At 55.4% G+C, this 12,019-nt stretch carries 14 protein-coding genes and 2 tRNA genes; 10 read left to right on the forward strand and 6 right to left on the reverse strand.

The annotated features are described in order from the left end of the window. Positions 1 to 510: 510 nt before the first annotated feature. Entirely contained in the window at positions 511 to 1,044 is a 534-nt protein-coding gene (locus AACV02_RS11840) for a glycoside hydrolase family 19 protein (protein WP_119739748.1), read from the forward strand. Next, positions 1,041 to 1,565, forward strand: a complete 525-nt coding sequence (locus tag AACV02_RS11845; RefSeq protein WP_119739750.1) for a lysis system i-spanin subunit Rz — start codon at positions 1,041 to 1,043, stop codon at positions 1,563 to 1,565. Before AACV02_RS11840 ends, AACV02_RS11845 begins: the two co-directional genes overlap by 4 nt. A 13-nt stretch (positions 1,566 to 1,578) precedes the next feature. On the opposite strand, the gene AACV02_RS11850 is transcribed toward AACV02_RS11845, so the two are convergent. Both AACV02_RS11850 and AACV02_RS11855 read right to left on the reverse strand, forming a co-directional pair. After that, positions 1,579 to 1,842, reverse strand: coding sequence for a hypothetical protein (locus tag AACV02_RS11850; protein ID WP_119739752.1), 264 nt, complete (start codon positions 1,840 to 1,842; stop codon positions 1,579 to 1,581). 294 nt (positions 1,843 to 2,136) lie between these two features. Beyond that, entirely contained in the window at positions 2,137 to 2,817 is a 681-nt protein-coding gene (locus tag AACV02_RS11855) for an SOS response-associated peptidase family protein (RefSeq protein ID WP_119739754.1), read from the reverse strand. Between the two features lie 84 nt (positions 2,818 to 2,901). Here AACV02_RS11855 and AACV02_RS11860 point away from each other — a divergent pair, with 84 nt between their 5' ends. Beyond that, entirely contained in the window at positions 2,902 to 3,108 is a 207-nt protein-coding gene (locus AACV02_RS11860) for a hypothetical protein (protein ID WP_119739756.1), read from the forward strand. On the opposite strand, the gene AACV02_RS11865 is transcribed toward AACV02_RS11860, so the two are convergent. Continuing rightward, on the reverse strand, positions 3,100 to 3,456 hold the full coding sequence (locus AACV02_RS11865; protein WP_119739759.1) for a hypothetical protein: 357 nt from the start codon (positions 3,454 to 3,456) through the stop codon (positions 3,100 to 3,102). The genes AACV02_RS11860 and AACV02_RS11865 overlap by 9 nt on opposite strands. A gap of 79 nt (positions 3,457 to 3,535) precedes the next feature. Then, positions 3,536 to 3,745: a hypothetical protein gene (locus tag AACV02_RS11870; protein WP_119739761.1), complete on the reverse strand. Its 210-nt coding sequence runs from the start codon at positions 3,743 to 3,745 to the stop codon at positions 3,536 to 3,538. 227 nt (positions 3,746 to 3,972) lie between these two features. Between AACV02_RS11870 and AACV02_RS11875 the strand changes: the two genes are divergently transcribed. Together AACV02_RS11875 and AACV02_RS11880 are read left to right on the forward strand one after the other, a co-directional pair. After that, the gene (locus AACV02_RS11875) at positions 3,973 to 4,227 is read left to right on the forward strand and encodes a DUF1652 domain-containing protein (protein ID WP_119739763.1); all 255 of its coding nucleotides are present in this window, start codon (positions 3,973 to 3,975) and stop codon (positions 4,225 to 4,227) included. 721 nt (positions 4,228 to 4,948) lie between these two features. Beyond that, on the forward strand, positions 4,949 to 5,455 hold the full coding sequence (locus tag AACV02_RS11880; RefSeq protein WP_256680491.1) for a hypothetical protein: 507 nt from the start codon (positions 4,949 to 4,951) through the stop codon (positions 5,453 to 5,455). 826 nt (positions 5,456 to 6,281) lie between these two features. On the opposite strand, the gene AACV02_RS11885 is transcribed toward AACV02_RS11880, so the two are convergent. Both AACV02_RS11885 and folD read right to left on the reverse strand, forming a co-directional pair. Continuing rightward, complete coding sequence (locus tag AACV02_RS11885) at positions 6,282 to 6,572, reverse strand: hypothetical protein (RefSeq protein ID WP_119739765.1); 291 nt, start codon at positions 6,570 to 6,572, stop codon at positions 6,282 to 6,284. 68 nt (positions 6,573 to 6,640) lie between these two features. Continuing rightward, the gene (folD, locus tag AACV02_RS11890; protein ID WP_119739768.1) at positions 6,641 to 7,495 is read right to left on the reverse strand and encodes a bifunctional methylenetetrahydrofolate dehydrogenase/methenyltetrahydrofolate cyclohydrolase FolD; all 855 of its coding nucleotides are present in this window, start codon (positions 7,493 to 7,495) and stop codon (positions 6,641 to 6,643) included. Between the two features lie 275 nt (positions 7,496 to 7,770). Here folD and AACV02_RS11895 point away from each other — a divergent pair. The 5 genes from AACV02_RS11895 to clpX all read left to right on the forward strand — a co-directional run bounded on the left by AACV02_RS11895 (position 7,771) and on the right by clpX (position 11,954). After that, positions 7,771 to 7,847: transfer RNA gene (locus AACV02_RS11895), tRNA-Arg, on the forward strand. A gap of 32 nt (positions 7,848 to 7,879) precedes the next feature. Next, positions 7,880 to 7,955: transfer RNA gene (locus AACV02_RS11900), tRNA-His, on the forward strand. A 565-nt stretch (positions 7,956 to 8,520) separates the two neighbouring features. Next, complete coding sequence (tig, locus tag AACV02_RS11905; RefSeq protein WP_106578847.1) at positions 8,521 to 9,831, forward strand: trigger factor; 1,311 nt, start codon at positions 8,521 to 8,523, stop codon at positions 9,829 to 9,831. Between the two features lie 91 nt (positions 9,832 to 9,922). Then, positions 9,923 to 10,558, forward strand: coding sequence for an ATP-dependent Clp endopeptidase proteolytic subunit ClpP (gene clpP, locus AACV02_RS11910; protein WP_083357884.1), 636 nt, complete (start codon positions 9,923 to 9,925; stop codon positions 10,556 to 10,558). 112 nt (positions 10,559 to 10,670) lie between these two features. Continuing rightward, complete coding sequence (gene clpX / locus AACV02_RS11915; protein WP_017136464.1) at positions 10,671 to 11,954, forward strand: ATP-dependent Clp protease ATP-binding subunit ClpX; 1,284 nt, start codon at positions 10,671 to 10,673, stop codon at positions 11,952 to 11,954. The last annotated feature ends 65 nt before the right edge of the window (positions 11,955 to 12,019 follow it).

Raw genomic sequence — 12,019 nt, forward strand, 5'->3', positions numbered from 1 at the left:
CGACCAAGGACGACAAGCCGTATGACCTGAAGCACATGATCACTTTGCACATCCTGGTCCCGGACGCTCCTGTGGTGGAGATGCCACAGATAACTCAAGTGGAGGAAGAACCCTCCACTCCTGAAGCCTGAACGAAGCCCGAAGACCACGGCCGCCATTGAGCGGTTTTTTTTCGCCTGGAGAAAGGATTCCCACCGCTGCAAGCATCAAAAGCCGCTACCACGAATGAAAAAATGGCTTGGTAGCATGCTCCACCAAGAGGGTGGCGGGGAATAGCAGCCGGGCTGATTCACCGGGGCTTCATCGCAACGGATCTGGAGTCCTGCGGCCTTAATGTCGGGGCCGTCTTGTCCGCCGCTGTACGTTTCACAGCCGCCAAGAGTAAAGACGGTTAAGAGAAGTATTGCGTATTTCATGGGATCCATTCCTGTTCGCTCCGATAATTCACCGCAGTATATAGAAAGCGTATCGCCCGCCAAGTCGCGGGTTTTTTTTCGCCTGGAGAAAAGTATGCCGATCACCGAGCAGCAGCTGCTGCAGATCCTCCCGAACGCTGGCCGCCAAGCCGGCGTTTTTGTTTCTGCGCTGAATACGGCCATGGGCCGCTATGGCATTGTCGGCACTCTGCGTGTGTCTGCATTCATCGCCCAGATCGGGCATGAGTCTGGCCAGTTGCGTTACGTGCGCGAGATCTGGGGGCCAACGGCGCAGCAACTCGGCTATGAAAGCCGCGCCGACTTGGGAAACATCGTTAAGGGTGATGGCTCCAAGTTCCGTGGGCGTGGCCTGATCCAGATTACCGGCCGGGCGAACTATGCCGCGTGCGGCGAGGCGCTGGGCCTGGACCTGATCAGTACGCCTGAGCTTCTGGAGTTGCCCCAGCACGCCGCGATGTCGGCAGCGTGGTTTTGGTCCACGCGAGGACTGAACACGCTGGCAGACCAGAAGGACTTCGCGAAGATCACCAAGCGCATTAACGGCGGGCTCACCGGGCAAGCCGATCGTCAGGCGCTGTACGACAGGGCGTTGAAGGTGCTGGCATGACGCCGGTGCAGAAGCTGGGTGGCCTGGTGTTGCTGGTCCTGGCGCTGATGGCCGGTACAGCCTTCGCCACCTGGGAGGTGCAGGACTGGCGCATGGGGAAGAAGCTTGCCGAGCAGGGCGCCGCGCACCAGCAAGACCTCGACGCAATCACCGGCGAGGCCTGGCGTCAGCAGCAGGCCGAGCAAGATAAGCGCTTGGCCACCGAGCATCAGCTCGCTACCCAAGACCAACAACATACGAAGGAATTATACGATGCCCAGCGCAACCAGGCTCTGCTGCGTGACCGCCTTGCTACTGCTGATGTGCGGTTGTCAGTCCTTCTCGACGCCACGGATTCAGCCAGTGGCTGCGAAGTGCCTACCGCCCCCGGCGCCGTCGGCGTGGTTCATGCAGCCCGTCGAGCCCAACTTGACCCAGCGCATGCGCAACGAATTATCGCCATCACCGACGATGGGGATAATGCCGTAATCGCGCTGCGGGCGTGCCAGGCCTATGCGAAGGCGCTATCAGCAGGTAGTTGAAAAATTATGAGTTTCAGTGGCCGGCCGATGCTCGGTGAGTTTGACCCATCTCAAATTTTGAAACGGCTTGAACCCAATAGCGGCGATACTTAGTCTGATCAGGTGGAATTGGCGCTTGAAGAGACCAAGAGCTCTCGGCATTCAAAGCATCTCTGTACGCCTGCCATTCCTTCGCCTCTGCGATGTCCGATGCGCTTTTTTTGTCGTCAAACCATCCTAAAATATAAACCTCACCCTGATCTCTGCCGTGTTCTACAAGTAAATAAATATCGTTCATAACCTAAATCCGCTTAACCATTTCTCAATTTTCCCAGCGCTGGGTGCTCACTCCATGCTATCGGCCCAAGCATCTGATTGTTGAGACTTCTTTACCCGCGATATGCCCAGATGGGGATCTGCGCCTGCTGTTGCGCGCTGATGCATATGATCTAGTCTTTCCCGCGGCGTTCGTACTGCGATCATTGAGTTTATTGACGGGCACCATGGACAAGCGGCTTGCGGGTCTTTCAATACTGCTGACCCTCGGCTGGGTCATCACAGTGGTGACTGTCATTTGATACTTCTACCCCAATTAATCTAAAGGCCGAATCAATTCTGGCCCCTTATTCCTCACGTTCCCCACGGCCGTATCGACTTTGAACCACTCGAAGACCTCCGACGGCTCTCCCTGATGCAGCACCATCTGCTCGGCGCGCTCCTTGGGCGTGGCCGGGTCAAGCCATTCACGAGCAAGGTCGGGCGTCAGCACCACCGGCCGCCGGTCGTGGATGTCCACCATGCCTCCGGCGCTGTCGGCGGTGATGATGACAAAACCGTCGTGCTCGCATAGGCCTTCATCAGCGTCGGGCAGTTGGCCGATGGCAGCGCAGAAGATCGGAGCGCCATCGCGGCGCCGGATCAGGTAGGGCTGCTTTTTTGGGCCACCTTCGTCAACCCACTCAAACCAGTTATCGATGGGCGTGATTGCTCGGTGCGGCCAGATCGCGCGAAAGAACGGTCCGTGGGCTACTTTCTCGACGCGGGCATTGATCGGCGCGGCCCTGTCCTTGGCCCAGTGTGGCCGCCATCCCCAGCGCACCATGTCGGCGTGCAGCAGGTCACCCTGTAGGTGGAGCAGGGCGACTTGGGTTGTTGGGGCTACGTTGTAACGCTCCAGTGGCAATTCACCGACAGAGTTTGCCAGGGCGTTAGGCATGTTCAACGCTGCCATGAAGTCGTGAATCCCCCGGTACTGGGTAAGTCTTCCGCACATAATCTTCTCCGCTCGTCCGGCTTGATGGAACGTCTGATCAGCAGGTGGCCTCTACACCGTAGGCACTTATCCAGAGCATTCCTCATGGCGATCAAAATTGAGCTTGAAGCATTAGCTCTGTCAGTCACGCCGAGTCATGACACAGCGCGCACACTCCAATCTTCGCAAGAACGATATCAAGCCAGCGAACATGCTGCGAATGTCTTCAAGGATCACGGACTTATTGACAGCGCGCAGTGGGGTAAGTTGGTAAATGATGCCTTGAACGCGTATGCCGACGACTTAGGTTGAGGGAGCCTCGGCGCGCTTGAGCTCCGACATTAGCCGCTGATTCTCCCTGAGAAGATAGTCGCGCTGTTCCGTAACAAGTTTCATGCTGAGGATGGCAGGCTCTGAGCATCTTTCCTTGAGCTGCTCGACTTCCACCTGAGCCGTTTTTAGGACTTCCTTTACTTCGGCTAAACGCGTAGCCAGCACATCGTTCATCTGCACCAGGCCAGCAATGTTCCACCGTGCTTTGCGCAGGAGGGCCTGAGTCTGTGTGATCTCGTCCTCGAGTAGGGCGCACTGGTGCTTGTACATTTCCAGAGGCGTAGGGCAGCCAAGCCACGCTGAGGTGTCTTCGTCAATAGAGTGCATGGTGAATCAATCCGATAGCTGTATGTTCATACAGTAATCGAGATCTAAGCACGACGCGATTTCAGGCGACGAGAGGCGTTCATTCCGGTGTCATGAGGACGGCCAAGGTCATCTTTATAAATTCCTGGTTGTGGTCGAGGGTGTAAAGGGCGCCGCGTACGTTTTCAGCGACTTCGGCGGAGCCGCGCTGCTCCACCCAATTCGATAGCTCCAAGATGGACGCCTCGAGGGCCAGTTGGTTTTCGTAGAGCTTTGATAGTAAAGCAGGTAGTAGATCAATGTTTGGCATCGGCATTCCTCAGGCGGAGTGAACAGCGTAGCAGCAGGTGAACTAAGCTTTTGCCTTCTAGGCTCCATGGCCATGCGACGGGCGGCTGCCAGGGTGGCTACGTTGCGTGAACCACGTCTCAAAAATCAAACTAACATGTACTAACTTGAACGTTTTTACATTTAGGTTCCCTAAGCCACATCGCCGCGCCGAAAGGCCTCTATCCATTGGTTTTAAAGGGTCACGTGATGATCTCTACCTTAGAGTTACGCCATATAATTGAGACGGCGTTCCTTCCCACTAGGTGCGTGTGCTCGATCAGGTATGACTCACTCAACATTCAGTTGATCGACCCTATGACTCAGCAGGAATTGTTGACGGTCGCCGGGGTTGATCCAAAAACGTTGGGATCTAGCCGCGCAATCGCCAGGCTCATTGCGGAGATAAAAGAAGAGGTCAGATTTCGAGGGGATGCTGCGCTGGAGGAAGTTGGCCAAGCCTGAAAAGCCAGCCCGCTATTACTTAAAATCGTTGGGTTGGTGTACGGTCGGCAGAACGCCGGGGAGGGGCAAAAACAGTTCCAAAACTAAAACCGCACCCCTTGTAGAATGCGGTCTGTAGCCCGGTCACTTTTCCTGAGTAATGGAACTCCGCAGGCCTTCAACGACCCGGCCCGCTGGAGTTTGCATAGCGGTCTTGAAAACCGGCGAACGTTAATAGCGTTCCCAGGGTTCGAATCCCTAGTTTCCCGCCAAGATTTACACAAAAGCCTCGCGAAAGCGGGGCTTTTGCGTTTCTGGGGGTTGATGGCGTAAGACGGTTTCTCATGGGGGCCGAAACCTTGACTATTCGAAGGGCTTGGCGTCCTCACCAATCCTTCGGTAAACCCATTTGGTGACCGTCCCTATAATGGCGTCAATTGGTTCGGGGCGCTTGCCCTTGGCCCACAATGGCAGCCATCCCCATCGGCGCTGCGATTTACACGGGCCACCACCAGGCGCATGCGCAGCGTGGCCCCACACTAATTTAACCGATTAAATTTGTAGCCTTTCTGGCGAGCTTTTACTCGTCATGTTTTTGTTTTTTTACTATTATCGTTTATCTGCGTACTCAAGGAAGAGGGGCTGAGCGCCTTGAGGCTGGTAGAAAATTTCACTCGATCATTGAGTGAGTTATTACTTTTACCCAGAACCTAACGACTCAGCCAACCGTAATGGACTATTGGTGGAACCGATGGATAAAATGTGTGGCATCGTTGTAGTGGTAGGACTGGCCCTCTCGGGATGCGCTACGAAAACGCCAGAAAAACCTGACGTGGCTCCACCTCCTGCCGTCGTCCAGGAAGCCCCCCCTGAAGTCGCACACACCACTCCAGAAAACTGGACAGTCCGCTACGAGGCTGCGCCTGCGAACGCCCGTGCTGATTCACATGTCCCTGCCGCTCCGGAATCCGCGCAGGCAGAATCAGAAACAGACCTGAACCAAAATCGCGCTGAGCAATGCCGTAAAGAGCTGGATGTCTTAAAGGTCTACAACAAAGTGTCTTACAACAAATACGAGGCGGAATACCAGGCCATTGCTGCCAAGACGGCCAAGTACATGGAAATCAAAGACTCATTAGGTCCCGATTTAAACCACATGGTCATGCCCGCTTATCAATTTCAAATTCGCGAGTTCTGCTTCCGGGTTAAGACCCGTCTCTCGGAGCTCGTGCTTCGCCAAGCCAAGTAATGATTCCGCGTGAGGGTGAGTCTTTTGCCAGTGAGGGAAATACTGAAAAAGACGTCCATCTCTGGTGCAATACTCGCCTCACGCGAATCAATGAACATTAAAAGGCCACGGCCTGCGGGCAGTTGCATAGCGGTCTTGAAAGCCGTCGGACGTTGATAGCATCTCCAGGGTTCGACTCCCCGGTCTACCGTTAAGATTCAAACGAAAGCCCTGCATTAGCGGGGCTTTTGCGTTTCTGCGGTTTGGTTCAGCCATCACGCTAACCTTTGGTAAGCGTTTGGCCAACACACATTCGATGTGGTTGCGTGAGACGTAGATTTTCACGGCTTAGAGCCGACCTCCTCGAACGCAGGTAGATACTGCTCGCAGATCATCTTTTGCAGCTCACCGAGGTAGAGCTGCAGGCTTTTTATGGGCGCTGCCCACCGTAACAGTGGCTGGAACCACATCTTCCAACAGTGAAGGGAGTAGGTTTGAGTTTGGCATTTGCGTTTCTCTGGTGGAGTGAACAGCTTAGCAACCGGTGTTATTTGGGAGGGTCGTGTTCGGTCGGCAGGACGCCGGGGTGGGGATGGATCTCGTACCAATTCTTGTACCACTGACTGCGTTCCGCTATCGAATGGTGGGTATCCCAAAGTGGCCAAACCCCTGAATTTGCTGGGTTTGGCCACTTTGGAAAACTTACGAATACACGAAATTAATATTAGGAGTATGGATCAGAAAGCGATAGAGGCCTTTAAATAAAGGCTGTAAGCCGATGATTGGTCAGGGTTGTACCGGTTTTTAAAAATCCTGCTCATCGCGCCAGGTTTTTTTCAAAGCGGCTTTAGGCCGACGATTTCACCAGTGTGTGACGGGTGAAGTTGCCCACATAGTCAGGTAGGGTGCTTAAGCATAAACAGCCCACTTTCAGGTCGAGCTCGAACGCTCGGTCATTGAGTGTTTCGATGAGTGCATCGGTGCACTCCGGGCTACGCGCCTGGTCCAGAGTGAACAGGCGTGTAAACGCGGTTCTGCCAGTGCCACCGGCGATAATGACGCCATCGTTGGAAGCGAGGCTGGCCAGGGGAGAGCATTGCGACCCGCTGAACAAGCTGCCAAGGCAGGTACGACGCATCGTCGTTCGTTAATTGCGCCCAATAAAAAGCCCCGCGATCAGGCGGGGCTTTTTATAACAGGCACTTATCAGTCGTGCAGTGTTTCTGCCGCGTACAAGGTGTTCTCCAGCAGGCATGCTCGAGTCATCGGGCCCACTCCGCCTGGCACTGGTGTAATCCAGCCGGCGCGGGGCAGGGCGGTTTCGTACACCACGTCGCCGACGAGCTTGCCGTCTTCCTGGCGGTTGATACCGACGTCGATGACGATGGCACCTTCTTTGATCCACTCACCTTTGACCAGGCCGGGTTTGCCGGCAGCCACGACTACCAAGTCGGCGCGGCCGACATGGCCAGCGAGGTCTTTGGTGAAACGGTGAGTGACGGTCACGGTGCAGCCAGCCAGCAGCAACTCCATGGCCATCGGGCGCCCGACAATGTTGGACGCGCCGACCACGACGGCATCGAGGCCGTACAGGTCGACACCGGTGCTTTCCAGCAGGGCCATGATGCCTTTCGGGGTGCACGGGCGCAGCAGCGGGATACGCTGGGCCAGGCGGCCGACGTTATAAGGGTGGAAACCGTCGACGTCTTTGTCCGGGCGGATGCGCTCCAGCAATTTGGAGGCATCCAGGTGCTCGGGCAGTGGCAGCTGCAGCAGGATGCCGTCGATGCCCGGGTCGTCATTGAGGCTGTCGATCAGGTCGGTCAGGGCCTGCTGGGTGGTGTCTTCCGGCAGGTCGTAGGCCTTGGAAATAAAGCCGACCTCTTCACAGTCTTTACGCTTGTGCGAGACATAAACCTGAGAGGCAGGATCGCTGCCGACCAGGATCACCGCGAGGCCAGGCGTGCGCAGGCCTTGCTGGCTACGCTCGGTGACTCGTTTGGCGATCTGCTGGCGCAGGCTGGCGGCGATTGATTTGCCGTCGATAAGTTGTGCAGTCATTACGCGTGATTAACCATCGAGAGGGGGAAGAAAAGTGCGCGCATTCTCGCATGCCAAGACGTGAGGGCAAAGGCGCTTGGTCTGCAAATTGCCCTAACCCCTTAAATAAAATGAATTTTTTTCAAAAAAGATTTGACGGGTTTCCGAGGCGTCTATACTATTCGTCGCACTTGTCGGGCGCAGCCTAGCACTGGTTAAGAAGGTCAAGCACAATTGTTGTCGTGCAAGGCTGGAAGCACTTAGTTTGTAATCCTCCAAGAGTACAGATTAATCAGGCGCCCGTAGCTCAGCTGGATAGAGCATCCGCCTTCTAAGCGGATGGTCGCAGGTTCGAGTCCTGCCGGGTGCGCCATTAGGCAGCTTTGGCACAAGTAGCGCTATATGGTGGGCGTAGCTCAGTTGGTAGAGCACGGGATTGTGACTCCCGTTGTCGAGGGTTCGATCCCCTTCGTCCACCCCATATTCAGAAAAAGCGCCAGATCAATGATCTGGCGCTTTTTTTGTGCTCAGAATTTCCTGTCTGTCGACGCTGTGGCTTGACGCCAAGAAAAAGCAAGCATTCTCAATGCCTTGGCGTTAGAATCGTTGCCGGTTTTGAGCGTGTAGAACTGATTCCCGGCTCTTTCGGGGTCAGTGCAGCTATTTAATAGCGAATAACGGCGCAGTACCTGAAAAGGGCTGTGCCGTTTTTGTTTAAGTGTCTTGAGTTTCCAGGGTGGGGCGTTTCGTCGTATTTGTGTTTCTCGATGCTGCTGCCGCGCCCTTCGGCCTTGCGTGCAAGGTCGGTCGCCAAGGTTGGGCGTCCACGCTCTTCTATATATAGAAGGCTGATGCAGAGCCTCGGCGTGATGAGCTGTATTTGCTAACGGGATGAAGTGCATGCGTGCACTTGAACCTATAAATGGCCTGCTGTTTTTCTACCCGTTTTCAGTAGGGTGACTTCTTGAGTTTGACCCACTAGAATGCATGCCCTTGATTCTGGGGTCGGAAACGGCCGGCTAACGTCTGTGCAACGAGGAATATCCATGCAAGTTTCTGTTGAAAATACTACTGCTATCGAGCGCCGCCTGAGCATCACCGTGCCGGCAGAGCGTATTGAGACTGCGGTCAACAAGCGTCTGCAGCAGACTGCCCAAAAGGCCAAGATCGCTGGTTTCCGTCCAGGCAAAGTGCCAATGAGCGAAATCAAGCGTCGTTTTGGCGCCGATGCGCGTCAGGAAGCTGTAGGTGACGTGATCCAGGCTTCGTTCTACGAAGCTGTTGTCGAGCACAAGCTGAACCCGGCTGGCTCGCCTTCGATCGAACCTAAATCCCTGGAAGCCGGCAAAGACCTGGAATACGTTGCCGTATTCGAAGTGTTCCCGGAATTCACCGTTGCCGGTTTCGAAGACATCGCTGTAGAGCGCCTGAGCGCTGAAGTGGCCGATGCCGACCTGGACAACATGCTGGAAATCCTGCGCAAGCAGAACACCCGTTTCGAAGCGGTCGATCGCGCTGCTCAGAACGAAGACCAGTTGAACATCGATTTCGTTGGCAAGGTTGACGGCGAAGTATTCGCTGGCGGCTCCGCCAAGGGCACTCAGCTGGTGCTGGGTTCCAACCGCATGATCCCTGGCTTCGAAGACGGCCTGGTTGGCGCCAAAGCCGGCGAAGAGCGCGTTCTGAACCTGACGTTCCCTGCTGACTACCAGAACCTGGACCTGGCCGGCAAAGCCGCCGAGTTCACCGTGACCGTCAACAGTGTTTCCGAGCCTAAGTTGCCAGAGCTGAACGAAGAGTTCTTCGCTCAATTCGGTATCAAGGAAACCGGGATCGACGGCTTCCGCACCGAAGTTCGCAAGAACATGGAGCGTGAGCTGCGTCAGGCCATCAAGTCCAAGGTCAAGAACCAGGTCATGGATGGTCTGCTGGCCGCCAATCCGATCGAAGTGCCTAAGGCTCTGCTGTCCAACGAAGTGGATCGCCTGCGCGTTCAAGCGGTTCAGCAGTTCGGTGGCAACATCAAGCCTGACCAACTGCCGGCCGAGCTGTTCGAAGAGCAAGCCAAGCGCCGCGTCGTGCTGGGTCTGGTCGTGGCCGAAGTGGTCAAGCAATTCGACCTCAAGCCTGATGAAGATCGCGTTCGCGAAATGATCCAGGAAATGGCTTCCGCCTACCAGGAGCCAGAGCAGGTCGTGGCTTGGTACTACAAGAACGACCAGCAACTGAACGAAGTACGTTCGGTTGTGCTGGAAGAACAAGTTGTGGATACTGTTCTGCAGAAGGCTAAGGTGACCGACAAAGCGGTCTCTTACGAAGAAGCAGTCAAACCGGCGGAAGCAGCACAAGCCGACTGATTGTCCAACTCGTTCGAAATACAACCATAAGCCAGCCTCGTGCTGGCTTATGCGTTTTCAAGACATGACTATTTGGGAGTAACTGCAGAGCATGTTCCGTAATTCCTATATTCAGCAGAACTCTGATATCCAGGCCGCTGGCGGCCTGGTCCCGATGGTTGTCGAGCAATCTGCTCGTGGCGAACGCGCCTATGACATCTACTCGCGCCTGCTCAAGGAACGAGTGATCTTTCTGGTCGGCCCTGTAGAGGACTACATGGCCAACCTGATCTGCGCGCAGCTGCTGTTCCTTGAAGCGGAAAACCCGGACAAGGACATCCATCTTTACATCAACTCCCCGGGCGGCTCGGTGACGGCGGGTATGTCGATCTACGACACCATGCAGTTCATCAAGCCAAACGTGTCGACGACCTGCATCGGTCAGGCCTGCAGCATGGGCGCGTTCCTGCTCACCGCGGGCGCCGAGGGCAAGCGTTACTGCCTGCCTAACTCGCGCGTGATGATTCACCAGCCGCTGGGCGGCTTCCAGGGCCAGGCGTCGGACATCGAAATTCACGCCAAGGAAATCCTGTTTATTCGTGAGCGCCTCAACACGTTGATGGCCAAGCACAGCGGGCACACCCTGGAAGAAATCGAGCGTGACACCAATCGCGACAACTTCATGAGCGCGGAAGCTGCACGCGCGTATGGGTTGATCGACGCAGTGATCGAAAAGCGCCCCGCTTAATATAAGCACCTCAAAATAGGGCTGGTCGGCATGTCCGACCACCGGCGGGCTTGAAAAAGCCCGCATAAGCCTTCATCTTGTGTTGCAAGCCTATCGGATTTGGATCGAACGAATGACTGACACCCGCAACGGCGAGGACAACGGCAAGCTGCTCTATTGCTCCTTCTGCGGCAAAAGCCAGCATGAAGTACGCAAATTGATTGCCGGCCCCTCGGTGTTTATCTGCGACGAGTGCGTCGACCTGTGCAATGACATCATCCGCGAGGAGGTGCAGGAAGCTCAGGCCGAAAGCAGCGCGCATAAATTGCCTTCGCCTAAAGAAATCAGCGGCATCCTTGATCAGTATGTGATTGGTCAAGAGCGTGCAAAAAAGGTTTTGGCCGTAGCGGTGTACAACCACTACAAGCGCTTGAACCAGCGTGACAAGAAAGGCGACGAAGTCGAACTCGGCAAGAGCAACATCTTGCTGATCGGCCCTACAGGCTCGGGTAAAACCTTGCTTGCAGAAACCCTCGCTCGCCTGTTGAACGTTCCGTTCACCATCGCCGACGCCACCACCCTCACCGAGGCTGGCTACGTGGGTGAGGACGTCGAGAACATCATTCAGAAACTGCTGCAGAAGTGCGACTACGACGTAGAGAAGGCCCAGATGGGTATTGTCTACATCGACGAAATCGACAAGATTTCGCGCAAGTCCGACAACCCGTCGATCACCCGCGATGTATCGGGTGAAGGCGTGCAGCAGGCTCTGTTGAAACTGATCGAAGGCACGGTTGCTTCCGTACCGCCTCAAGGTGGCCGCAAGCACCCGCAGCAGGAATTCCTTCAGGTTGATACGCGCAACATCCTGTTCATCTGTGGCGGTGCGTTCTCCGGTCTGGAAAAGGTTATTCAGCAACGTTCCACGCGTGGCGGCATCGGTTTCGGTGCGGAAGTGCGCAGCAAGGAAGAAGGCAAGAAGGTGGGCGAGTCCCTGCGTGAAGTCGAGCCTGACGATCTGGTCAAGTTCGGTCTGATCCCGGAATTCGTTGGCCGTCTGCCGGTCCTGGCCACGTTGGACGAGCTGGATGAGGCTGCTTTGATTCAGATCCTCACCGAGCCGAAAAACGCCCTGACCAAGCAATACGCCAAGTTGTTCGAGATGGAAGGTGTAGACCTCGAGTTCCGTACCGACGCACTCAAATCAGTGGCCAAGCGGGCACTGGAGCGCAAGACCGGTGCACGTGGTTTGCGCTCGATTCTCGAAGGCGTTTTGCTCGACACCATGTACGAAATCCCCTCGCAGTCTGAGGTGAGTAAAGTGGTGATCGACGAAAGCGTTATCGAAGGCAAATCCAAGCCACTGTATATCTACGAAAACAGTGAGCCGGCTGCCAAGGCTGCACCTGACGCTTAAGCGTTTTGCAGTTGCAGTACAAGCAAGGGGCCTTTCGGGGCCCCTTCTTTTTTGGGGCTGTTTTT

Origin of the sequence: Pseudomonas sp. Larv2_ips, assembly GCF_963879675.1 — a bacterium.
GTDB lineage: Bacteria > Pseudomonadota > Gammaproteobacteria > Pseudomonadales > Pseudomonadaceae > Aquipseudomonas.

What these genes read in the sequence shown, in the direction of transcription:
- AACV02_RS11840 (WP_119739748.1), top strand. Translation starts at nt 511, where the DNA reads ATGCCGATCACCGAGCAGCAGCTGCTGCAGATCCTCCCGAACGCTGGC.
- AACV02_RS11845 (WP_119739750.1), top strand. Translation starts at nt 1,041, where the DNA reads ATGACGCCGGTGCAGAAGCTGGGTGGCCTGGTGTTGCTGGTCCTGGCG.
- AACV02_RS11850 (WP_119739752.1), bottom strand. Translation starts at nt 1,842, where the DNA reads ATGAACGATATTTATTTACTTGTAGAACACGGCAGAGATCAGGGTGAG.
- AACV02_RS11855 (WP_119739754.1), bottom strand. Translation starts at nt 2,817, where the DNA reads ATGTGCGGAAGACTTACCCAGTACCGGGGGATTCACGACTTCATGGCA.
- AACV02_RS11860 (WP_119739756.1), top strand. Translation starts at nt 2,902, where the DNA reads ATGGCGATCAAAATTGAGCTTGAAGCATTAGCTCTGTCAGTCACGCCG.
- AACV02_RS11865 (WP_119739759.1), bottom strand. Translation starts at nt 3,456, where the DNA reads ATGCACTCTATTGACGAAGACACCTCAGCGTGGCTTGGCTGCCCTACG.
- AACV02_RS11870 (WP_119739761.1), bottom strand. Translation starts at nt 3,745, where the DNA reads ATGCCAAACATTGATCTACTACCTGCTTTACTATCAAAGCTCTACGAA.
- AACV02_RS11875 (WP_119739763.1), top strand. Translation starts at nt 3,973, where the DNA reads ATGATCTCTACCTTAGAGTTACGCCATATAATTGAGACGGCGTTCCTT.
- AACV02_RS11885 (WP_119739765.1), bottom strand. Translation starts at nt 6,572, where the DNA reads ATGCGTCGTACCTGCCTTGGCAGCTTGTTCAGCGGGTCGCAATGCTCT.
- folD (WP_119739768.1), bottom strand. Translation starts at nt 7,495, where the DNA reads ATGACTGCACAACTTATCGACGGCAAATCAATCGCCGCCAGCCTGCGC.
- tig (WP_106578847.1), top strand. Translation starts at nt 8,521, where the DNA reads ATGCAAGTTTCTGTTGAAAATACTACTGCTATCGAGCGCCGCCTGAGC.
- clpP (WP_083357884.1), top strand. Translation starts at nt 9,923, where the DNA reads ATGTTCCGTAATTCCTATATTCAGCAGAACTCTGATATCCAGGCCGCT.
- clpX (WP_017136464.1), top strand. Translation starts at nt 10,671, where the DNA reads ATGACTGACACCCGCAACGGCGAGGACAACGGCAAGCTGCTCTATTGC.